Origin of the sequence: Microbacterium sp. SORGH_AS_0505, from assembly GCF_030818715.1 — a bacterium.
Taxonomy (GTDB): domain Bacteria; phylum Actinomycetota; class Actinomycetes; order Actinomycetales; family Microbacteriaceae; genus Microbacterium.
Map to the genome: position 1 here is coordinate 647,299 of NZ_JAUTAT010000001.1, position 21,693 is coordinate 668,991.

The window sequence follows — 21,693 nt, forward strand, 5'->3', positions numbered from 1 at the left end:
CCGGAGTGTTTCGCCGTGCGGTCAGTCCGCGAGGGCGAGTCGCAGCTGCTCCACGGCCCAATCGATCTCGGTGGCGCGGATGATCAGCGGAGGTGCCATGCGGATCGTCTGGCCGTGCGTGTCCTTGACCAGGACACCGCGCGCGAGAAGCCGCTCGGCGACCTCGCGTCCGGTCCCCTTCGCCGGATCGATGTCGACACCCGCCCAGAGGCCCGCGACGCGGATCGCGGTCACTCCCGCGCCGATCAGGGGCTCGAGGCGGGAGCGCAAGTGGTCGCCGAGGGCGAGGGCGCGCTGCTGCAGGTCGCCGGTCGCGAGAAGGTCGACGACGGCGAGGCCCACGGCCGCGGCCAGCGGATTGCCGCCGAAGGTCGAGCCGTGCTCCCCCGGGTGGATGACACCGAGGACGTCGCGGTTCCCGACGACGGCGGAGACCGGGAGGATGCCGCCGCCCAGCGCTTTGCCGAGCAGGTACACGTCGGGCACAACGCCTTCGCGCTCGCACGCGAACGTCGTTCCGACCCGGCCGAGGCCGGACTGGATCTCGTCGGCGATGAACAGCACGTTCGCCGCCGTGCACGCCTCGCGTACCGCGCGGAGATACCCGTCCGGCGGGATCACGACGCCGGCCTCGCCCTGGATGGGCTCGATGAGCACCGCGGCCGTGTTCTCGTCGATCGCCGCCGCGAGGGCCGCGGCATCCCCGTAGGGGACGATCTCGAATCCGGGGGCGAACGGGCCGAAGCCGTCGCGCGCCTGCGGGTCGTCACTGAAGCCGACGATCGTCGTCGTCCGGCCGTGGAAGTTGCCCGACGCGACGAGGATCTTCGCGCGCCCCTCGGGCACGCCCTTGACCCGGTACGCCCACGCGCGCGCGACCTTGATGCCGGTCTCGACCGCTTCGGCGCCGGTGTTCATCGGCAGGACCATGTCCTTGCCGGCCAACTCGGCGAGCGCAGCCGCGAAGTCGCCGAGCCGGTCGTTGTGGAAGGCCCGGCTCGTCAGCGTCAGCCGGCCGAGCTGCTCGGTGGCCGCCGCGACGAGGGCGGGATGCCGGTGCCCGAAGTTCAACGCCGAGTAGGCCGAAAGCAGGTCGAGGTACCGCTTGCCCTCGACGTCGGTGACCCAGGAACCCTCACCCTCGGCGACGACGACGGGGAGCGGGTGGTAGTTGTGGGCGACGTGGGCCTCTTCGGCCGAGATCACGGCGTCCGACGCGGGCAGATCGGGGTCGGTCATCGCGCACCTCCGCGCAGTTCGAGCGTGCAGCACTTGATGCCGCCGCCGCCGAGCAGCAGCTCGGACAGGTCGATGGGGACGGGAATGTAGCCGCGCTCCTCGAGCTGCGCGGCGAAGCCTGTCGCACGCGGCGAGACGAACACGTGGAGCCCGTCGCTGGCGGCGTTCAGTCCGAAGACGGCACCGTCGGCATCCGACACCTGGATCGCGTCGGGGTAGCGTTCGGCGAGCTCACGACGCGAGTCCTCGTCGAAGGCGGAGGGCAGATAGGCGATGTTCGCCCGCTCCACGCCGCCGGGGCCCTGGACGGGGTCGAGGACCGTGATCGCGGTGTCGAGGTGGTAGAACCGCGGATCGACCAGCCGCAGCGAGACGACCTCGCGCTCGAAGACCCGCCCCAGCTCGCGATGACTGTCGCCGACGGAGCGGAAGCCGGTGCCGGCGAGGATCGTGTCGCCGACGAGCAGGAAGTCGCCCTCACCCTCCTGCACCTCGGTCGGCTCGACGACCTCGAACCCGTGCGCGGCGAACCAGTCCATGAAAGGACGCTCCTCGCCGCGACGCTCGTCGACGCGGAACCGGACGCCGAGCGCACGGCCGTCCACGATGAACCCGCCGTTCGCGGTGTAGACCATGTCGGGCAGACCCGGCACCGGGTCGATGAGTTCGACCTCGTGGCCGAGCTCGATGTACACGTCGTGGAGCGCCTGCCACTGGCGGACCGCCTTGGCGGTGTCGGTGGGACGCGACGGTTCCATCCACGGATTGATGCTGTACGACACCGTGAAGTGCTCGGGGCGGCACATCAGGTATCGGCGGTGCTGGGCGATGCGGGTCGGCTTCTCGGTCGGCGTCGTCATTCTCGCTCCTCGTCTCCGGGGCGGCGGACGCTGTCCTGAGGCCCGACGGAGCTCCGAGGAGCCGACGGATCGGGCACGCCGGATCCCATCATGGCAGGTCGGGTGCAGTAATCCGGTGGATGCATGCCGCGCGGGGTTGCCTGGGAATGACAGGATGCAGATCATGGCCAGACGCACGGGTGAACAGACCAGAGCCCTCCTGTTGCGCGCCGGCATGCAGATGCTCCTCGAACGCGGGGTCAGTGCCGGCGTACAGCACATCCGCCTGCAGGACGTGCTGCGGCGGACGGGACTGACCACCGGGGCCGCCTACCGGCTATGGGCCGATCAGGCCGACTACCACCGCGACCTCGCCGTCTCGATGGTGCGGATGCGGATCACAGGACCCGCCGACGGGATGCGCGCCCGCGTGGACGAGATGATCGCCGCCGGTGCGTCCGGCGAGGAGATCGTGCGCGAGGCGGCGCTCGCGCACGTGCAGGCGGCGGAGCTCACCGCTGACGACCCCACCGAGATGCTCGATGCTCAATCGTTCCGCGTCGCTCTGGCCCTGCGGACCACCGCCGACACCTGGCCGGAACTGACCGAAGCCAGCCACGAGCGGCACCGGGAGTCCATCGAGGCCTTCGCAGAGCTGTACCAGTACGTCATCGACGCGTACGGGGTGAGGATGCGGGACGGGCTGACCATCCAGGACTTCGCCGAGGCGATGGCGGCGCTCGCGGAAGGGTTCGCGATCCAATCGCTCGAGCGGCTCCCCCACCCGACGTTCCAGATGACGGGGGCCGACGGCACCCCCTCCGGAGAGTGGACGCTGCTGGGACTCACGGTGCGTGCACTCGTGGATTCGTTCATGATCCCGCGCGAGGACGCGGATCCGGATGCCTGGGTGAGGCTCCCCCGCTACGCCTAAGAGCACGAATGCCCCGGGCTCTGACCGATGGTCCGTGAGCCCGGGGCGACACTCCCCCCGAAGTGTTTTCGTGCGCGCTCCCCAGAAGCGCTAGATCATTCAAACAAGCCGGCATCGGTCAGCGCCAGAAAGATAAGTTGTTTTCTTCTGCGGATCGATTAATCCAGCTGGATCGGCCTACCAACGCTCGGTCAGATGACGGCTTCGCTCCAGTGATCGGGGTTGCCGAAGCGGTGCGCCGTGATCGAGATCGCCTGTTCGCGCAGGAACGGAAGCAGTTCGATGCGTCCCGCCTGCGTCACCTCATCGGCGTAGACCGCGAGATCGGGGTCACCGTCGATCGCGGCCACGAGGGCGGTCCGGACCTCCCGCACCTGCGCCGGCGGCCCGACGAGGCGCACGCGATCGGCGCGCGCCGGGGCATCCTCGCTACCAGGTCCCGACATCCGCGCGAACCACTGGTCATCGGATTCGACGAACACCGGAACGTCGAGCGCCGTGAGCGCGGAGCGCACCGTGGCGGGAAGCCCCGCCGGGGTGCTGACGGTGAACGCCGACCCGGCGCGCACGGCCGCGATGATCGCACGGATGAGCGACTGAGGCGCGGCATCCGTCGTCGACCGGATCTCGGCGGTCGCGGGACGGTACCGGAACAGATTCCGCTCCACACCCAGGTGCGACACGTCGACGACCTTGCCGAAGATTCGATTCCACGCGACGGCATCCGACAGCGCGCCGCGGCGCAGCCATTCGAACGCTTCGTAGCCGAGCGCGGGCTGCGCAGCCTCGATGACGTCCGTGATCGAGGAGTCCAGACCCTTCAGATGCAGGGTCGACGACGTCGCGGCACCCGCGGTGGGACGCCACGAGCCGAGGCCGATGAGGTGGTTCGGTCCGCCGGCCTTCGCTCCCCCGCCGACCGACGACCGCTTCCAGCCGCCGAAGGGCTGACGCTGGACGATCGCCCCCGTCGTCCCGCGGTTGACGTAGAGATTGCCGGCTTCGACACGGTCGAGCCAGAGCGCCAGGTCGTCGGGGTTCTGCGTGTAGAGCCCCGCGGTCAGGCCGTAGTCGACGGCGTTCTGCAGCTCGATCGCGTGCTCGAGCGAACGGGCGTGCATGACGCCGAGGACCGGACCGAAGAACTCCTCCAGATGCACGCGTGAGCCCGGCTTCACGCCGGTGCGGATGCCGGGGGTCCACAGTCGCCCGGGGTAGCGCTCGTCGGCCAGCTCACGCGGCTCGACGAGCCACGCCTCGTCCTCGTCGAGGGTCGTGAGAGCCCACTCGAGCTTGCCGGACGGCGCCTCGACGAGCGGGCCGATCTCGGTCAGCGGATCGTCCGGCGACCCCACGCGCAGGGAGGTCGCGGCATCCACCAGCTGCCGCGAGAAACGCTGCGACCGCGCGACAGGCCCGACGAGGATCGCGAGCGAGGCGGCCGAGCACTTCTGCCCCGCGTGGCCGAACGCCGAGCGGACGAGATCGGATGCCGCGAGGTCGAGGTCCGCCGACGGCATCACGATCATGGCGTTCTTGCCGCTCGTCTCCGCCTGCAGCGCGAGATCCGGCCGCCAGGAGCGGAACAGCGCCGCGGTCTCGAACGACCCGGTGAGGATCACCCGGTCGACCGCGGGGTGCGTGATGAGCTGCGTACCGAGGTCGCCCTCGTCGAGGTCGACCAGTGCGAGGATCTCGCGGCTGATGCCGGCATCGTCGAGGGCTTCCCAGATCGCTTCGGCGACGACCGCCGCGCAGCGCCGTGCCTGCGGCGCGGGCTTGAAGACCACGCCCGAACCGGCGGCGAGCGCGGCGAGCGCTCCGCCCGCGGGGATCGCGACGGGGAAGTTCCACGGCGGGGTGACCACCGTCACACGCGACGGCACGAAGACCGCCCCGCTCACACTGTCGAGTTCGCGCGCCGTCGCCGCGTAGTAGCGAGCGAAGTCGACCGCTTCGCTCACCTCGACGTCCGCTTCGGCCAAGGTCTTGCCGGTCTCGGATGCCGCCACCTCGATCAGCTCGCCGCGGCGGGCCTCGAGCGCGCGCGCCGCGCGCAGCAGCACTCCGGCACGGTCGGCGGCGGGCATCGAGCCCCACGCGTCAGCGGCCGATGTCACACGCCCAAGAGTCGCCTCGAGCTCGGACTCGGTGCCGATGCGGGCCGCGGCGATCGCGGCATCCCCCGCCGTCGAGGCGGCGACCCGGCTCAGGATCGATCGCGCCCACGTGCGGTTCGCGGGCAGGGCGGGGTCTGTGTCGGCCGTGTTGCGGAACCCGGGGGCACCCGCCGAGACGACCGTTTCGCGCGAGGAGAAGACGGCGGTCTCGACGAAGGCGTCCCCGCCGAACAGCGACGGTCGGCCCGGAAGCTCGGCCGGGCGCGTCTCGTCGGGGTCGACGGCGGCGGAGCCACGACCCGCGATGCCGAGGACGACCTGCGTCAGCGCAGCGTCGTCGAGATCGGCTGAGGGGGCGGCATCCGTCGTCATCGCCGTGTCACCCTCGTCGGGCGTCGCGGCGCGGTCCTGGTGACGCCGGGGTCCCGTGGTCAGCGTGCGCTCCGCCGCGCGTGCGACCGATGCCGTGAACCGGTCGCGCTCGCGGACGAACATGGCGCGGTCGAACGCCAGATCGAACGCGGCCGACAGGAAGTTCTCGCTGGACGCATTCTCCTCCAGGCGGCGGACGAGGTAGCTGATCGCGACGTCGAACTCGTCGGGGCGGACGACGGGCACGTACAGCAGGACGTGCCCGATCTCGCGCGCGACCGCCTGCACCTGGCCCTGGGCCATGCCGAGGAGCATCTCGACCTCGACGTCGCGCTGCACCCCGCGCTGGCCGGCGAGCAGCCAGGCGTACGCGATGTGAAAGAGGTTGTGGCCCGCAACCCCGATGCGGACGGCCCCGGTGTTCTCCGGCTGGAGCGCCTCGTCGAGGCAGCGCACGTAGTTCGCGTCGGTGTCGAGCTTGGTGTCGTACGGCGCGCTCGGCCAGTCGTGCATGACGGCGTCGACGTGCTCCATCGCGAGGTTCGCGCCCTTCACGAGGCGGATCTTGATGCGAGCGCCTCCCGCAGCGACGCGCTCGCGCGCCCATGCTGTCAGGGTCTTGAGGGCGGGGAGGGCGTCAGGCAGGTACGCCTGCAGCACGATGCCCGCTTCGAGGTCCCGCAGCCGCGGGTCGTCGAGCACGCGCATGAACACGGCCATCGTCAGGTCGAGGTCGCGGTACTCCTCCATGTCGAGGTTGAGGAACGTGCCATCCTCCGCCGCCGACAGGTAGAGCGGACGCAGGCGCTCGACGACGCGCTCGACGATCTCGTCGAACGCCCACATCGAGAGGTGGCTGGCGATCGCCGAGACCTTCACCGACACGTAGTCGACGTCGTCGCGCCGCACGAGCTCGTGGATGCCCTCGAGCCGGCGGAGGGCTTCGGACTCGCCCAGGACGGCCTCGCCGAGGAGGTTGAGGTTCAGGCGAGCGCCCGACTCCCGCAGGGTCTGCAGCGCCGGTCCGAGCTTGTCGGGTCGAGCGTCGACGATGAGGTGCCCGACCATCTCGCGCAGCACGCGCCGGGCGATGGGGACGACCGGCGACGGCAGCAGGGGCGCGACGGCACCACCCGCGTGGACGGCGGCGCGCAGATACCAGGGCAGGAAGGAGGGGGCGAGCGGCGCGACGCGCTGCAGATTGGATGCCGCGGCCGTGAGGGACTCGGGCCGCATGACCCCGTCGACGAAGCCGAGGGTGAACGGCAGGCCGTTCGGGTCCTTCAACACCCCCGCGAGACGCTCTGCGGCGGGGTCGACGGCGACCTCGGCGGATTCGGCGACCCAGCGCTCTGCGAGGGCGATGGCCCGCTCGGCGAGGTCGGAGGTGGGCGCTTGTGGCGCGACAGACGTGTCCGACATGAGGCTCAGCCTAAGCGCGCCTCCCGCCGTCGAGGCGGGACACGCTAGGGCCAGATGCTCGGCGCCTCCGCGCGAGTGGAGGGCAGAGCGGATGCCGCGGCCCAGTCCTGGATCCACTGCGGGATCGGGGGCAGGGTGTCAGGCCGGTGCAGGGCGTCGAAGAGCTCTTCCAGGGGCACGATCCCGCCGGTGCGGCGGAGGAACCGGACGCGCAGGATCATCTCGGCGTAGACCTCGCCCTTCACGACCGCGCGGTGCATCTGGTAGACCGCCTTGTCGTCGTGGCCGATGATGCGGGTCTCCACGGTGAACCGTTGCCACAGCTGGAGGGACTTCCGGAAGGTGACCGTCTCGCTCGCGACGACACCGTACCAGCCGCGCTCGTTCATGGTCTGCCAGATGCCGGTGCGGGTCAGGAGATCGAATCGGCCGAGATCGAACAGCGACGCGTACCGGCCGTTGTTCATGTGGCCGAGCAGGTCGATGTCGGTCGGCAGGGTCCGCAGCCGGATACGTCCGACGGCGTCGGGCGGGATGGGTCCGCGCCGGCGGTACATCACCCGGGCGCGCATCAAGGTCAGCAGGGTCCGCCACCATACGTTCACGAGCGGTGAGCCTAGCCATGTACACGCGCACAATGCGGCATCCGTTGTCACTTACCGACAGTCGTGGCGCGGCATATACGGCCCGGTCACTGTCGATTTCACGATCCGACGGGCCGTGCGTAGAGTCTGGCCATGGAGCCCGAACTGCAGACCGACACCGTCGTCCGTCCCGTTCGCGACGTGGACGCAGAGGCCCTCGGCCGAGTGCACGCGACGTGCTGGCACGAGACCTACGACCACCTCATCAGCAAGGCCGCCCTCGAGAACGTCTCGGCCCGCCGACTCGCGGAACTCTGGACCCATTGGGCTCAGCAGGGACCCGACTTCAACATGGTCGCGGCCCTCGTGAACGGCGAGATCGTGGGGTTCGCCGGATCGGGCCCCGCCCGCGACCGCGATGCGCCGCGCAACCGCGAGCTGTACTTCATCTATCTGCTCGATGCCTGGCACGGCACCGGCATCGGCCAGCGCCTGTTCGACGCCGTCGTCCCCGAGGCCGACAGCGAGCTCTACCTCTGGGTCGCCGAAGACAACCCCCGCGCCCACCGGTTCTACACCCGCAACGGGTTCACCCTCGACGGGGCGAGCCACACCGAACCCTTCCTCGGCGAAACGCTGACGGAAGTCCGCTTCGTGCGCTGACGCACGAGCGCGAGACTCGACGGCGCGGCATCCCGTCTCGGATGCCGCGCCGTCGGACTTTGTGGCGGGGTGTGCGCGTGACGGGTCTTCGGCCGGATCAGCGACTCTTGACCTCGCCGAACAGCCGCGCGATCGGGGCGACGACGAGCGGACGCATCGCGACGTACGCCGCGACGGTGACGGCGATCGAGAGCGCGAAGAGCCAGAAGCCGGTCCAGTTGTCGGCGTACGCCTCGGGATCGGTGGATCCGGTCGCCGCGTACATGTGGCCGAGGTTCCGGAGGGCTCCGGTCGACAGCACGAGGGCGACGTGTACGACGATGAACAGGACGAAGTAGAGCATCGTCGGGAAGTGCAGCTTGCGCGCCCACTCGACGGGGTAGAGCCTGTTCAGTGTCGTCGCCTGCTTGGGCCACACGGCGCTCATGCGGTAGCCGGTGATCGCGGCGAGCGGGGCGGCGATGAAGATCGTGGCGAAGTAGGCGAGCTGCTGGAGAGCGTTGTAGTTCACCCAGCCGTTCTCGGTCGGCCAGTCGAGGGAGACGTACTGCAGGGCCGCCGACAGCGCGTTGGGGAACACCTCCCACGAGGTCGGGATCACCCGCATCCACTGGCCGGTCACGAACAGCAGCACGACGAAGATCAGACCGTTCGCGAGCCACAGGACGTCGAGGGCCTGGTGAAGCCAGAGCGTCAGACTCATCCGGCGTTTGCGGTCCTTCTTCGAGATCCAGAAAGCCGCGGGGCGCTTCTCCGATCTGACCTGCAACCCGGTGCGAATGATCAGCACGATGAAGAACGCGTTGAGGAAGTGCGACCAGTTCAGCCACGCGGGGAACCCGACGGGCGCCCCCTCGGGCAGGTGGTATTCGCCCGGGTAGGTCGCGAGGAAGTCCTGTAGCGGTTCGAGACTGAGGACCCAGCGGACGGCGAGGACCGCCATCGCCGCGACGTAGAGGACGGCCCCGCCGCCGAGGACCACCACGCCGACCCACTGCGTCTTCGTGAACGGGCCGATGCGCGCGGGATCGGGCTTCTGGACCGGGCGCCGAGCGACGCCGGCGTGCGCCAGCGGGCGCTCCGCGAGCGGAGCGCGCGGGGTATCGGGGGCCGCGGGGGTGGGGGGCGCGGGCGCGGTCGGGGCGGCGGGCGCGGGGGTCGGGGCGGCGGGTTCGGGCGCGGGGGTCGGGGCGGCGGGTTTGGGCGCGGACTCCGGCTCCGAAGACGCCGAGACTGCACGCTCGCGCCGAGACTGCGGCGCGAGATCGCTGTCTCGGTCGCCACGTGCAGTCTCGCGGGATGGGGGCGCGGCGCGCGGTGCGGGCGTGGTCTCGGCGGGGGGCCAGGCGTCCTCGCCGGCGGCGCGCGGGAGGCCTCGGCGGACCGCGCCGGCCGCGGGGATGGACGCGGCGACGGGGGCGCTCTCGGGGGGCGCCGCCCCCGAGTCGTCGGTAGGGCGGGGCGCGGATGCCGCCGTGGATGCGGGGGGCGCAGCTTCCGGCGCCGGGCGATGCTCCGCCGGTGCCGCGCCTTCGGCCGGCGACGGGCCGGTGGATGCGGGAGGCCAGGGCTCGCTGCCGGGGGTGCGCGGGAGTCCGCGTCGTGTCGCGGTAGCGGGAGACGCGGCGGGGTGCGGGGACGCGGCATCCCCTGCCGCCCCCGAGGCTGGAGCCGGCGGCGCAGACTTGGCCGGCGGTGTCGTCGCGGACTCGGTGCGCGGCGTCACCACATCAGCGGTCGGCGTCTCCGCGGCCACGTCGGCGGCCGGGGCCGTGGCTGCGTCGGCGACCGACGCCGACACCTCCGTCGCGGGCGGCCAGGGGTCGCCGCCGGTCGCGCGCGGAAGCCCCCGGCGCACGGAACGCGCGTATGTCGCCATCCGCTCCTACTTCTTTCCCGCCTCGAGGGCCGCGATCAGCTGCGGCACGACGGTGAACAGGTCTCCGACGACACCGAAATCGGCGATGTCGAAGATCGGTGCCTCTCCATCTTTGTTCACTGCGACGATCGTTTTCGCCGTCTGCATGCCCGCCTTGTGCTGGATGGCGCCCGAGATGCCGAGGGCGACATACAGCTGCGGCGACACCGAGACGCCGGTCTGACCGACCTGATAGGAGTACGGCACGTAACCGGCGTCCACCGCGGCGCGGGAGGCACCGACCGCTGCGCCGAGGACGTCGGCAAGCTGCTCGACCAGGGCGAATTGATCTGCGGAACCCAGTCCGCGTCCGCCCGAGACGACCTTCGCCGCCCCGCGGAGTTCGGGGCGGCTCGAGACGGCGACCGCCTCGTCGAAACCCGTGATGGTGGCAGCGGGCGCTCCTGATGCCCCGACCTGCAGCGCGACGACCGCCGGTGCGTCGACGGCCTCCGCACGCGCGTCGACGGCACCCTGACGGATGGTCACGACGAGAGGGCCGAAGGTGGCTCCCGCGGTGACGTTGTAGGCGCCGCCGTAGACGGAGTGCTGAGCGAGGACGCCGTCGTCGTCGCGCGAGACGCCGACGGCGTCGACGCACAGCGCGGCCGAGGTGCGGGCGGCGAACCGGCCGGCCACATCCCGGCCCTCGATGGAGTTCGAGACGAGGACGGCGTCAGGCTGCACGAGAGCGGATGCCGCAGCCACCGCGTCGACGACCGGCACAGTGAGGGCTGAGTCGGCACCGCCGAGGCCGGCGGTCAGGACCGTCGCCGCTCCGAGGGATCCGGCGGCGCGGGCGAGATCGGCGTGCCGGGATTCGTCGGCGACGACGAGGACGACAGGGGTGCCGATCGAGGCGCCGGCGCCGATGAGACCGGCGGCGGAGGCGGCCAGTTCCCCGGCAGGTGTCACGTCGAGCCAGATGAGGACGGCGTCAGGGGCGAAGTCGGTCACGATGTTCTCCTCAAGTCTCACGCCAGCCGGTTCTCGACGAGGAATGCGGCGAGCTTCTCACCGGCATCCCCCTCGTCGACGATCTTCATGCCCGCCTGACGCGGCGGCTTCTGCGCGACCGCGGTCATGATCGACTGCGGGGCGGATGCCGGGTCGACGTCGACGTCGAGATCGGCGAGCGACAGCACCTCGAACGGCTTCTTCTTCGCCGCCATGATGCCCTTGAAGTTGGCGAAGCGGGCGTCGGGCAGTGCTTCGGTGATCGAGATGACGGCGGGGAGCGGCGCGGTGAGCGACGCGGTGCCGAAGTCCGTCGCACGCGTGCCGCTGACGGCGTCGGCCGTGATCTCGACGGCCGACAGAGCGGTGGCCTGCGGGACGCCGAGATGCTCGGCGAGCATGGCGGGGAGGACGCCGCCCGCGCCGTCGGTGGAGAGGTTGCCGGTGATCACGAGGTCGAAGCCGGTGCGGCGGAGCGCCGCAGCGAGAACGCGGGCGGTGACGCCGAGGTCGGCGCCACGGAGGGCGTCGTCAGTGACCTGGACGGCGGAGTGAGCCCCCATCGCGAGGCCCTTGCGGAGGGAGGCGGTCGCTGCATCCGACGCCATCGTCATGACGACGACCTCGGTGCCGTCGTTGGCCTCGGAGTACGTCAAGGCGGCTTCGAGCGCGCGCTCACCGATCTCATCGAGGACGCGCTCGGACGCGTCACGCGCGGCGAGCCCCGTCTCAAGGTCGAGCGTGCGCTCACCCCAGGTGTCCGGCACTTCTTTCAGCAGGACGACGATCTTCATTGACTCCTCCTCGGCATCGCCTCAGAGTCTACGGTCGGGCACGAGGGTGCCGGTGTCTGGGACGGGCCCCGGCGGCGCAAGTGACGTCGGACGGCTGCGGATCGCGAGAGTCACGATGGTCGACCCGGCGACGGCGAGGCTGACGAGGGATGCCCGCATCATCGGGTGCGAGTATGCCGCATCGGCGATCAGAGCAAAGCCCGCACCGAGAGCGCTGCCCACGAGGATCGCCACGACAGGCGCGCCCCGCGGCGCGCGATATCGGGCGATCATCACCAGCTCGACGAGAGCCCAGAGCAAGGTTGCCGTCCATAAGCCCGCGAAGACGGTGAACGGCATGAAGGCGATAACGAGGAGCGTCGGGAACTCCCCTGGAGCCCAAGCCCAGACCTCTCGCACGCCCAGCGCGACGCCAGCAAGGAGACCGAACAGGGGGAACGTCGCGAATCGCGGGACGAGGACCGGAGCTTTTACGTGCCCGACGATAGGGACCCGCGCCTGACGAGCGCGGTGCTGTGGATGACCATGGCGGCTTGCGAACTCGGTGGTCGAGTTGTGGAGAAGTCCTCACGGCGGTCGTGCGTCACTCAGCGCGATCGGGAAAGATGAGTGATTTCTCATTCTGGGCGTTGTTGATAACGGGTGGTTTCGGTGATTTTTCGGGGTCTGAATGTCGGTAGTTGGTGCGAGAGTGCAGGCATGACGGAACCGATGGAAATCCCCGATGGTGAGACGTATCTTGCTGCCATCGCGGGCATCGTCGCGGACGTCGAAGACATCGGGGTCGAGTTCGCCCGCGCGAAGATTCGTGAGCTGCGCGCCCTGGCCGCTGCCGGGCGATTGGCGGACGAGCAGAGCGCACCCCGGAACGCGAGAGTCCAGGTGCACGACATGGTGCTGCGGTCTATCTCTGCCGAGGTCGCCGGGGTGATGCGACTGACCGACCGGGCCGTGCAACGGCGGATCGGGGAGGCCCGGACGATCATCGAGGGATTCCCCGCTGCGGTGACCGCGTGGGAGGCCGGGCGGATCGTGCAGGGCCACGTGAAAGCGATCGTCGACGCCGGGCTGAACCTCCCCGGGGAGATGTGGGCGGAGTTCGAGAAGGTCGCGATCGAACGTTGCGAACGCGAGACGCCGAACCGAGTCCGGGGTGAGCTCGAGATCCTCGCGCACCGGATGCACCCACGGACGTTCGCGGAACGACACGAAGAAGCAGCCGCCGGTCGGTGCGTGCGACTGATGCCGGGGCGGGATGGGATGAGCGACCTGATCGCGACGTTGCCGACGGTGATCGCCGAGGGGATCCACGACCGGCTCACTCAACAGGCGCGGGCGATCATCGACACCCGGGGCGAGCGTGCGATCGGCTCCGAGGTCGTCGCGACCGACGCACGCTCGACCGACCAGGTTCGCGCCGACGTGTTCGCCGACCTCCTCCTCGCAGGTACCCCGGCATTGGACGACACATGTGACACGAGCGCCGGGCCGCTCGGCGCGATCCGCGCCCGGGTTCAAGTCCTCGTTCCCGCGGCGACGCTCACCGGTGCCGATGATGGGCCGTGCGACCTGACCGGCCGGTCCCCCATCGACCCGGACACCGCCCGCACGCTCGCCGGGGCGACGCACGTCTGGGAGCGCCTGTTCCACGACCCCACCACCGGGGTCACCGTCTCGACCGACTCGTACCGGGTTCCGTCCGCGATGCGACGGTTCCTGCAAGCCCGCGACCAACACTGCCGGTTCCCCGGATGCCGGGTCGCGGCCATCCGGTGCGAGATCGACCACACCCACGACCACGCCCTCGGCGGCAAGACAGAACTCACGAACCTCGCCCACCTGTGCCAACGGCACCACTCGATGAAACAGTTCACCGCCTGGCGGGTGCGACAACTCCAGGGTGGTGTCCTCGAATGGACCTCACCCCTCGGCAGGACCTACAGAGAAGACGCACCCACACCGGCCGTCGCCTTCACCCCTGCCGCAGCACACCCCGGCGACCCCGCACCCTTCTGAGCCGACGCCGAACTGCGCGATCCGAGACCGGTCCTGGCTCGACGCGCCCCGCACCCGCCAGATCAGCCCGAGCCTGAGCGGTGCGCCTGCTGACGCCCGAGCCTGAGCGGTACGCCTGATAACGCACGAACCTGGGCCGTGCGCCTGCTGACGCACGAGCCTGACCGATCCGCGGCTCGGCGCTGCACCCCAACGCTCACGCCCCACGCCCCACGCCCCACGCCCGCACCCGCCCGAACCACAGCAGTAGCCGACCGTTCGCCCCGGCCACGCGGCCACACCTCGCCTACCCGCGCCGCACCGCCGCGACGGCCTCGATCTCCACGAGCTGGTCCGGATACCCGAGCGCGGCTACGCCGATCAGCGTGCTCGGCACGTCGTGGTCGCCGAAGGCCGCGCGCACGACATCCCAGGCCGCGACGAGATCCCTCCGGTCCGCGGAGGCCACCAGCACCCTCGTCGAGGCGACGTCAGTGAGCGCAGCACCCGCGGCATCCAATGCCACCAGCATCGTCTCGACGCACCGCTGCGCCTGCCCCGCGACGTCGCCGACCGCGACCGTCGAGCCGTCGTCGGCCAGCGGGCACGCTCCGGCGAGGAAGACCAGTTCCGCACCGGCCTCGACGCGCGACGCGTAGGCGTACGGCGCCGCGGCGAGACCGCCGGACCGCACCAGACGCACGGCGCTCATCGGTGACGGAACTCCGGCGTCCGCTTCTCGCGGAAGGCGGCCATGCCCTCCTTCTGGTCCGCGGTGTCGAACAGCCCCGCGAACGCATGCCGCTCGAAGCGCAACCCTTCGGCGAGCGTCGATTCCTCCGCGACGTCGAGCGCCGCCGTCGCCGCGTACAGCGCCGGCAACGGCTTCGCCGCGATCGTTTCCGCCGTGCGCTGCGCGTCCTCCAGAAGCTCCGCCGCGGGGACGACGCGCGAGACCAGCCCGGCACGCTCGGCCTCGTCCGCCGCAAGCTGCCGACCCGTCAGCACGAGCTCCGCGGCCTTGAACGAGCCGATTGCACGCACCAGCCGCTGCGTTCCGCCGAGCCCCGGGATCACCCCGAGACCGATCTCGGGCTGCCCGAACCGCGCAGTCTCCGCCGCGAGGATGATGTCGCACATCATCGCCAGTTCGCACCCGCCGCCCAGCGCGTAGCCCGCCACCGCAGCGACCGTCGGCGTCCGCACCGCGGCGAACCGCGACCACTCGCCGAAGTGGTTCGCGAGCAGCATCTCGCTGCCGCTGAGCGCCTCCATCTCCTTGATGTCCGCCCCCGCCGCGAACGCCCGCTCACTGCCCGTCACGACGATCGCGCCGATCCCGGCATCGGCGTCGAAGGCCTCCGCGGCATCCACGACATCGTGCATGACCTGCGCATTCAGGGCGTTCAGCGCCTCGGGCCGGTTGAGGGTGATCCACCCGACGCGTCCGCGCGTCTCGGTGAGGATGGTCGCGTAATCCGTCATGCCCACATGCTCGCAGACGGATGCCGGAACGCGACGTACCCTCCCCGTTCACCCGCCGTCCACCGGGCAGCGCACCCCGGACACCCGGCGTCGATAGGACAGAGGTGCGCACGTCGCGCACCACCCCGATCACGAGGAATCCGATGCCTTCGCACGCCTTCCGCAGCACCGTCCGGCGCGCCTTCGCGCTGGGTGTCGTCACCACCGTCGCCTGCACACTCACCGTCACCGCCGCCTCGACAGCGACAGCCGCCGTCGTGCCCGACCCGATCACCCGCTCCGCTCCGGACGCCGCCCTCACGCTGACGCCCGTCGGCTCGTACGAGACCGGCGTCTTCGACGCGTCGGCAGCAGAGATCGTCGCCGCCTACAAGGACCGCCTGTTCGTCGTCAACGCCCAGGCAGGCGTCATCGACGTGCTCGACGCGTCCGACCCCGCCGCACCGAAGAAGCTCTTCTCGCTCGCCTCCGACGGCGTCGCGAACTCGGTCGCGATCCGCGAGGACGGCCTCGGCATCGCCGCCATCGAGGCCTCCGACAAGACCGCCCCCGGCCACCTCGTCTTCTTCGACGCGGATGCCGCCTCCCCCGCGGCCGCGACCCTCGGCTCCGTGCAGGTCGGCTCCCTGCCCGACATGGTCACCGTCTCGCCCGACGGCGCGTACGCGGTCGTCGCGAACGAGGGCGAGCCTGCCGACGACTTCAGCTCGGACCCCGAGGGATCGATCGGCGTCGTCGCACTGCCGACCTCGAAGACCGCCCCGTCGCAGAGCGCCGTCCGCACCGCGGACTTCCACGCCTACGAGGCCGACGGGGCCCTCGACCCCGACGTCCGCGTCTTCGGTCCGACCCCGCACGGCGACGACCACCCGGTCAGCCGCAACCTCGAGCCCGAGTACATCACCGTCGTGGGCGGCGTCGCGTACGCGACCCTGCAGGAGGCGAACGCCATCGCGACGGTCGATCTCGCCTCGGCTACCGTCACGGACATCCACGCCCTCGGCTTCAAGGACCACGGCCTCGCGAAGAACGCTCTCGACCCGAGCGACCGCGACGACAAGGTCGCCCTCCGCACCTACGAGGGTCTCAAGGGCATGTACCAGCCCGACGCCATCGACTCCTACACCGCCGGCGGCACCACCTATCTCGTGACCGCGAACGAGGGCGACGCCCGCGAGTGGAATGAGTACGCCGAAGCCGTCCGCGCCAAGGACCTCGGCTCCAAGGACCTCGCCCCCGTCTGCGCCGACAGCCCGGTCGCCGGCAAGCTCGGCAACGCCGACCTCGGCCGCCTGAACGTCACGATCGAGAACGGCCTCGACGCCGACCGCGGCTGCTACGAGGAGCTCTACTCCTTCGGCGGCCGCTCGTTCGCGATCTGGACGACCGACGGTGAGCTCGTCTGGGACTCCGGGTCGAGCTTCGAAGAGGTCACCGCGGCCGCTGCGCCCGAGTTCTTCAACTCCAACCACTCCGAGTCGAACCTCGAGGGCCGCAGCGACGACAAGGGGCCTGAGCCCGAGAGCGTCACGATCGGCGAGCTGAGCGGGCGCACCTACGCGTTCGTCGGCTTCGAGCGCGTCGGCGGTATCGCGGCGTACGACATCAGCGACCCGGCATCCCCCACGTTCGTCACCTACGTCAACAACCGCGACTTCTCGCAGTCCGTCGACGACGGCGGCGACCTCGCCACGGCCGGCGACCTGGGACCCGAGGGGGTCACCTTCATCCCCGCCGACCAGTCACCCAGCGGCACCCCGATGCTCGCGGTCGGCAACGAGGTCTCGGGGACGACCACCCTGTTCGCCATCGAGGACGCCCTCGACCCGATCGACATCGACATCCTGACGATCAACGACTTCCATGGACGCATCGAAGCGGGCAAGGACAGCTCTGCGAACCAGGTCGGCGCCGCCGTCCTCGCCGGTGCTGTGGATGCCGCCGAGGCGAAGAACCCCAACACGCTGGTCGTCTCGGCCGGCGACAACATCGGCGCGTCGACGTTCACGTCCTTCATCCAGGACGACGAGCCGACCATCGACTCGCTGGTCGCTGCCGGGCTCGACGTCTCGGCGGTCGGAAACCACGAGTTCGACCGCGGCTTCGACGACATCACCGACCGCGTCATCCCGTCCTACGGGAGCGAGGACTTCGCCCTCGGCGCGAACGTCTATGAGAAGGGCACGACGACCCCCGCCCTCCGCGAGTACACCGTGAAGACGGTCGACGGCGTGCGCGTGGCGTTCATCGGCACTGTCACCACCGACACCGCGACGATGGTGAGCCCCAACGGCATCGCCGGCATCACCTTCGGCGACCAGCTGACCGCCGCGAACCGCGTCGCGAAGAAGATCACCGACGGCGACCTCGCCGACGTCACGGTGCTGCTCACCCACTCGGGTACGGCGACATCGAACGACTGCGGCGTCGTGGCATCCGACCCGTCCGACTTCGGGAAGCTCGTCCGCGGTGCGTCCCCGGACATCGACGCGATCGTCTCGGCGCACACGCACCAGACATACGCATGCGAGGTCGCGGCGCCGGGCGGCGAGACCCGTCCGGTCATCCAGGCTGCCGAGTACGGCACCGCGATGGGCCGTCTGTCGCTCGAGGTCGACCGTTCCACCAAGGAGCTGCTGTCGATCGCGGGCACGACCGAGAAGCTCCTCGAGGGGGGCTACGCTCCGGATGCCGCCGTCGCGAAGATCGTGGCCGACGCCACCGCGTACGCCGAGGTCGAAGGGTCGAAGGAGGTCGGTCGCATCAGCGGCGACATCCTGCGGGGCGGTGTGAAGGGCTCGGACCGCGGCGTTGAATCGACGCTCGGCAACACCGTCGCGGACGTCTACCTGTGGGCCGCCTCGAACGAGGCCTACAGCGGGACGCCGGCGCAGATCGCTCTCATGAACCCGGGCGGCCTGCGTGCGGACCTGCTGAAGGGCGAGGACGGCATCGTCAGCTACCGCGAGGTCGCCGACGTGCAGCCGTTCGCGAACACCCTGGTCACCGTGCCCCTGACCGGCGCGCAGATCAAGGCGATCCTGGAGCAGCAGTGGAAGGCGACGGGCGAGCGCCCGAAGCTGCACCTGGGCGTCTCGGAGGGCTTCTCTTACGAATACACCGAAGCGACGCCCCTCCCGGGTGAGAGCGTCGGACGCTCAGGCGAGGTCACGTCGATGACGTTCAAGGGTGAGGAGATCGCCGCGGCCGACGTCTTCACCGTCGTCACGAACTCGTTCCTGGCCGCCGGCGGCGACGGGTTCGCGGCCTTCGCCGAGGGCACCGTCCGCACCGACACCGGCCAGGCCGACCTCGCCGCCACGGTGGAGTACTTCGCGTCCCGCGACGTCGTCGACCCGGCGCCCCTCGGCCGAGCCGTCGAAGTCACCGAACCCACCGAACCCACTGAACCCGGCGAGCCCGGCGAGCCCGGCGAACCGACCGAACCCGGCGAGCCGAGCGAACCCAGCGAACCCACCGAACCCGGAGAGCCCGGCGAACCGACCGAGCCCGGCGACACCGGGGCCTGGGCGACCGTCACCCTGAGCACGACGCGGGTCGAGCAGGGCGGGTCGTTCCGCGTGTCGGTGTCGGGCCTGACCGCCGGGCAGCAGATCGGCGCGACGCTGTTCAGCGAGCCGATGGTCATCACCGGCATCCCGGCAGCGGATGCCGACGGTCGCCTCGCCTTCACCGTCGCCGTTCCGGGCGACCTCGAGACCGGCGCCCACACCCTGGTCCTGAGCACCGACGGCGAACGGGACATCCGCGTCCCGATCACCGTCGTGCTGGCGGGGAGCCTCGCGAACGCCGGCGGCGATCCCGCTCCGCTCATCGCGCTCGTCGGGGGTGCGGGCGTGCTGCTGGTGCTCGGCGCGGTGCTGATGCGTCGACGTCGCCAGCTGGCCTGACCGGCTGACGCAGCGACGGCCCCTCACCTCCGGGTGGGGGGCCGTCGCCGTCGGGCGGATGCCGCGGTCAGGCGTCCCAGCGTCGCAACAGCGCGGCGAGCGCCTGGCCTCCGCCGATGCACATCGTGACGATCGCGAACTCACTGCCGGTGCGCTGCAGCGTCAGCGCCGCACGGACGGTGAGGATCGTGCCGGTGGCGCCGACGGGATGGCCGAGCGCGATCGCCCCGCCGTAGGGGTTCGTCCGCTCCGGGTCGAGTGCCGTGTCGCGCATGACGGCGATCACCTGCGACGCGAACGCCTCGTTGAGTTCGACCGTCGACACGTCGGCGGGGGTCAGCCCCGTCTGCGCGAAGAGCTTGCGGAGCGCGATCGTCGGCGCGTACCCCATGATGGCGGGATCCAGGGCCGCTGTGGTGACCGCCTCGATCGTCGCGAGCGCAGGCAGCCCCTCGGCCCGCACATCGGACTCCCGCATCAGCACGGTCGCCGCGGCACCGTCGTTGATGCCCGAGGCGTTGCCTGCCGTCACGGTGCCGTCGGGGGTGAAGGCGGGCCGCAGCCGGCCGAGCGCGTCCAGCGTCGTGTCGGGGCGCGGGTGCTCATCGAGGGACACTTCGACGGGCCGCCGATCGGTGGTCGTCGTGACGGCGGTCTCCTCCGCGAACGCGGCGCGGGCGGCATCCGTCGACGCTCGTCGCTGCGACTCGAGGGCGTAGGCATCCTGCTCGGCGCGCGTCACCCCGAACCGCTCCGCGACGGTCTCGGCGGTCGTCCCCATGTGCCGCCCGCTGAACGGGTCGGTCAGCATCGCGAGCGTGCCGTCGAGCAACTGGCGGTGCCCGAGCGTCGCGCCGGAGCGAGCGTCCATGTCGTAGAACGGCATGCGCGTCATGTTCTCGGCGCCGCCGGCCACGGCCACGTCGATGCCACCCCAGCGCAGTTCCTGCGCGGCCGACCAGATCGATTGCAGCCCCGAACCGCACAGCCGGTTCACCGTGAAAGCGGGGGTGTCGTCCGCGAGACCTGCCGCGAGCGCGATGCGCCGCGCGATGTAGGCGTCACCGGCGACCTGCCCGATCGTCCCGATCACGACCTCGCCGACGCGCGCGGCGTCGACCGTCGACCGTTGGAGCGCCGCGGACACCGCCTGCGCGCCGAGCTCGTGCGCGGGTGTGCCGCGGAACGCACCGTCGAACCGGCCGACGGGAGTGCGCGCACCGGCGACGATGGCGATGCGCTCTGCGGAGGTCATCCCGCGGCTTCCTCGGGCCGTTCGAGGGCCTCGACCTCGGCGGCATCCGGGACGTAGCCCTCGATGTGACGTTCGTCCTCGCCGCCGTACGCCGAGAGGGGCCGGATGAGGGCGTTGGATGCCTGCTGCTCCATGATGTGCGCCGTCCACCCGGTGATGCGGGCGGCGATGAACAGCGGCGTGAAGGTCAGCGTGTCGAAGCCCATCAGGCTGTACGCGGGACCCGACGGGTAGTCGAGGTTCGGGTAGATGCCCTTGCGCGAGACGAACTCGGACTCGAGCGTCTCGTACAACTCGGCGACGTCGGGCCGGTCGTAGTGCGCGACGAGCGTGTCGAGCGCCGCCTTCATCGTCGGCACGCGCGAGTCACCGCGCTTGTAGACGCGATGCCCGAAGCCCATGATCTTGCGCTTGGCGGCGAGGGCCTCGTCGAGCCACGAGACGACGGCGTCGGCTGAGCCGATCTCGTCGAAGATGTGCATGACGGCCTCGTTGGCGCCGCCGTGGAGCGGTCCCTTCAGTGCACCGATCGCGCCGACGACCGACGAGTACAGGTCGCTGAGGGTCGACGCGATCACGCGGGCGGTGAAGGTCGACGCGTTGAACGAGTGCTCGGCGTACAGGACCATCGAGCGGTTGAACGCGTCGACGACGGCCTCGTCGGGCTCCTCGCCGAAGGTCATCCAGAGGAAGTTCGCGGCGTAGCCGAGGTCTTCGCGCGGCTCGACGATCTCCTCGCCCCGGCGACGGCGTTGGCCGTACGCGACGACGGCGGGGAGGATCGCGAACAGGCGGATGCTGCGGTCCAGGTTCTCCGCCGGCGTCCCCGCGGCGTCCAGCACGTTCGCGATGCCCGCCGTCTCGAACGCGCCGAGCAGACTGACGACGGTCCGCGCCTCGTCCATCGGGTGCGCCGACGTCGGCATCGCGTCGATGAAGGAGCGGATGTCGTCGGGTAGCGCGCGGTTCGCCCGCTCGACCGCCTGCAGCTCGGCGAGCTGGTCGTCCGTGGGCAGCTCGCCGTGCCACAGCAGGTAGGCGACCGCCTCGAACGGCTGCGTCGCCGCGAGCTCCTGCACGGGGTACCCGCGGTACAGCAGCGAGTTCGTCTCGGGGTTGACCTTGCTGATCGAGGTCGTGTCGGCGTAGACGCCGGCGAGGCCCTTCTTGATGTCGGGGTCGCTCATGTTCGCTCCTGTTCGTCG

General features: G+C 70.6%; 16 protein-coding genes. 4 read left to right on the top strand and 12 right to left on the bottom strand.

Translation table 11 applies throughout. From position 1 onward, the window contains the following. Positions 1 to 21 precede the first annotated feature (21 nt). A complete protein-coding gene (gene rocD, locus QE428_RS03195; RefSeq protein WP_307462952.1) occupies positions 22 to 1,239 on the bottom strand; it encodes an ornithine--oxo-acid transaminase in 1,218 nt (405 codons plus the stop codon). After that, positions 1,236 to 2,099: a dimethylargininase gene (ddaH, locus tag QE428_RS03200; protein ID WP_307462955.1), complete on the bottom strand. Its 864-nt coding sequence runs from the start codon at positions 2,097 to 2,099 to the stop codon at positions 1,236 to 1,238. The genes rocD and ddaH overlap by 4 nt, the downstream gene beginning before the upstream one ends. A 163-nt stretch (positions 2,100 to 2,262) precedes the next feature. On the opposite strand from ddaH, the gene QE428_RS03205 reads away from it, so the two are divergent. After that, positions 2,263 to 3,012 carry a hypothetical protein gene (locus QE428_RS03205; RefSeq protein WP_240741296.1) on the top strand — a complete coding sequence of 250 codons (750 nt, stop codon included), beginning with the start codon at positions 2,263 to 2,265 and terminating at the stop codon, positions 3,010 to 3,012. A gap of 191 nt (positions 3,013 to 3,203) precedes the next feature. Here QE428_RS03205 and QE428_RS03210 read toward each other — a convergent pair whose 3' ends face one another. Together QE428_RS03210 and QE428_RS03215 are read right to left on the bottom strand one after the other, a co-directional pair. Next, positions 3,204 to 6,926, bottom strand: coding sequence for a bifunctional proline dehydrogenase/L-glutamate gamma-semialdehyde dehydrogenase (locus tag QE428_RS03210; protein WP_307462958.1), 3,723 nt, complete (start codon positions 6,924 to 6,926; stop codon positions 3,204 to 3,206). Between the two features lie 44 nt (positions 6,927 to 6,970). Further along, positions 6,971 to 7,531, bottom strand: a complete 561-nt coding sequence (locus tag QE428_RS03215) for a thioesterase family protein (RefSeq protein ID WP_091356913.1) — start codon at positions 7,529 to 7,531, stop codon at positions 6,971 to 6,973. A 132-nt stretch (positions 7,532 to 7,663) separates the two neighbouring features. Between QE428_RS03215 and QE428_RS03220 the strand changes: the two genes are divergently transcribed. After that, positions 7,664 to 8,173, top strand: a complete 510-nt coding sequence (locus QE428_RS03220; protein ID WP_091356916.1) for a GNAT family N-acetyltransferase — start codon at positions 7,664 to 7,666, stop codon at positions 8,171 to 8,173. Between the two features lie 97 nt (positions 8,174 to 8,270). Here the strand turns inward: QE428_RS03220 and QE428_RS03225 are convergent, their stop codons facing one another. Genes QE428_RS03225 through QE428_RS03240 form a run of 4 tightly spaced genes read right to left on the bottom strand, consistent with a single transcriptional unit; the run spans position 8,271 to position 12,241 of the window. Further along, positions 8,271 to 10,052, bottom strand: coding sequence for a cytochrome b/b6 domain-containing protein (locus QE428_RS03225; protein WP_307462962.1), 1,782 nt, complete (start codon positions 10,050 to 10,052; stop codon positions 8,271 to 8,273). Positions 10,053 to 10,058: 6 nt separating this feature from the next. Beyond that, positions 10,059 to 11,048, bottom strand: a complete 990-nt coding sequence (locus QE428_RS03230) for an electron transfer flavoprotein subunit alpha/FixB family protein (RefSeq protein WP_307462965.1) — start codon at positions 11,046 to 11,048, stop codon at positions 10,059 to 10,061. 17 nt (positions 11,049 to 11,065) lie between these two features. Then, on the bottom strand, positions 11,066 to 11,842 hold the full coding sequence (locus QE428_RS03235) for an electron transfer flavoprotein subunit beta/FixA family protein (protein ID WP_307462968.1): 777 nt from the start codon (positions 11,840 to 11,842) through the stop codon (positions 11,066 to 11,068). A 21-nt stretch (positions 11,843 to 11,863) separates the two neighbouring features. Next, positions 11,864 to 12,241, bottom strand: a complete 378-nt coding sequence (locus QE428_RS03240; RefSeq protein ID WP_307462970.1) for a hypothetical protein — start codon at positions 12,239 to 12,241, stop codon at positions 11,864 to 11,866. A gap of 300 nt (positions 12,242 to 12,541) precedes the next feature. Here QE428_RS03240 and QE428_RS03245 point away from each other — a divergent pair, with 300 nt between their 5' ends. After that, positions 12,542 to 13,858: an HNH endonuclease signature motif containing protein gene (locus QE428_RS03245; RefSeq protein ID WP_307462972.1), complete on the top strand. Its 1,317-nt coding sequence runs from the start codon at positions 12,542 to 12,544 to the stop codon at positions 13,856 to 13,858. A gap of 286 nt (positions 13,859 to 14,144) precedes the next feature. Here the strand turns inward: QE428_RS03245 and QE428_RS03250 are convergent, their stop codons facing one another. Then, on the bottom strand, positions 14,145 to 14,549 hold the full coding sequence (locus QE428_RS03250; protein ID WP_307462975.1) for a RidA family protein: 405 nt from the start codon (positions 14,547 to 14,549) through the stop codon (positions 14,145 to 14,147). Next, positions 14,546 to 15,322 carry an enoyl-CoA hydratase-related protein gene (locus QE428_RS03255; RefSeq protein ID WP_133399206.1) on the bottom strand — a complete coding sequence of 259 codons (777 nt, stop codon included), beginning with the start codon at positions 15,320 to 15,322 and terminating at the stop codon, positions 14,546 to 14,548. Before QE428_RS03255 ends, QE428_RS03250 begins: the two co-directional genes overlap by 4 nt. A gap of 143 nt (positions 15,323 to 15,465) precedes the next feature. On the opposite strand from QE428_RS03255, the gene QE428_RS03260 reads away from it, so the two are divergent. Then, a complete protein-coding gene (locus QE428_RS03260; RefSeq protein WP_307462978.1) occupies positions 15,466 to 19,233 on the top strand; it encodes a choice-of-anchor I family protein in 3,768 nt (1,255 codons plus the stop codon). A 67-nt stretch (positions 19,234 to 19,300) separates the two neighbouring features. Here the strand turns inward: QE428_RS03260 and QE428_RS03265 are convergent, their stop codons facing one another. Together QE428_RS03265 and QE428_RS03270 are read right to left on the bottom strand one after the other, a co-directional pair. After that, entirely contained in the window at positions 19,301 to 20,488 is a 1,188-nt protein-coding gene (locus tag QE428_RS03265; RefSeq protein WP_307462981.1) for a thiolase family protein, read from the bottom strand. Beyond that, on the bottom strand, positions 20,485 to 21,675 hold the full coding sequence (locus QE428_RS03270) for a bifunctional 2-methylcitrate synthase/citrate synthase (protein ID WP_307462984.1): 1,191 nt from the start codon (positions 21,673 to 21,675) through the stop codon (positions 20,485 to 20,487). Before QE428_RS03270 ends, QE428_RS03265 begins: the two co-directional genes overlap by 4 nt. Positions 21,676 to 21,693 lie beyond the last annotated feature (18 nt).

Bases quoted from the DNA above. Each gene is read 5' to 3' on its own strand.
- QE428_RS03225 (WP_307462962.1), bottom strand. From the start codon at position 10,052: ATGGCGACATACGCGCGTTCCGTGCGCCGGGGGCTTCCGCGCGCGACC.
- QE428_RS03205 (WP_240741296.1), top strand. From the start codon at position 2,263: ATGGCCAGACGCACGGGTGAACAGACCAGAGCCCTCCTGTTGCGCGCC.
- QE428_RS03250 (WP_307462975.1), bottom strand. From the start codon at position 14,549: ATGAGCGCCGTGCGTCTGGTGCGGTCCGGCGGTCTCGCCGCGGCGCCG.
- QE428_RS03220 (WP_091356916.1), top strand. From the start codon at position 7,664: ATGGAGCCCGAACTGCAGACCGACACCGTCGTCCGTCCCGTTCGCGAC.
- QE428_RS03210 (WP_307462958.1), bottom strand. From the start codon at position 6,926: ATGTCGGACACGTCTGTCGCGCCACAAGCGCCCACCTCCGACCTCGCC.
- QE428_RS03255 (WP_133399206.1), bottom strand. From the start codon at position 15,322: ATGACGGATTACGCGACCATCCTCACCGAGACGCGCGGACGCGTCGGG.
- QE428_RS03235 (WP_307462968.1), bottom strand. From the start codon at position 11,842: ATGAAGATCGTCGTCCTGCTGAAAGAAGTGCCGGACACCTGGGGTGAG.
- ddaH (WP_307462955.1), bottom strand. From the start codon at position 2,099: ATGACGACGCCGACCGAGAAGCCGACCCGCATCGCCCAGCACCGCCGA.
- QE428_RS03245 (WP_307462972.1), top strand. From the start codon at position 12,542: ATGACGGAACCGATGGAAATCCCCGATGGTGAGACGTATCTTGCTGCC.
- rocD (WP_307462952.1), bottom strand. From the start codon at position 1,239: ATGACCGACCCCGATCTGCCCGCGTCGGACGCCGTGATCTCGGCCGAA.
- QE428_RS03260 (WP_307462978.1), top strand. From the start codon at position 15,466: ATGCCTTCGCACGCCTTCCGCAGCACCGTCCGGCGCGCCTTCGCGCTG.
- QE428_RS03270 (WP_307462984.1), bottom strand. From the start codon at position 21,675: ATGAGCGACCCCGACATCAAGAAGGGCCTCGCCGGCGTCTACGCCGAC.
- QE428_RS03265 (WP_307462981.1), bottom strand. From the start codon at position 20,488: ATGACCTCCGCAGAGCGCATCGCCATCGTCGCCGGTGCGCGCACTCCC.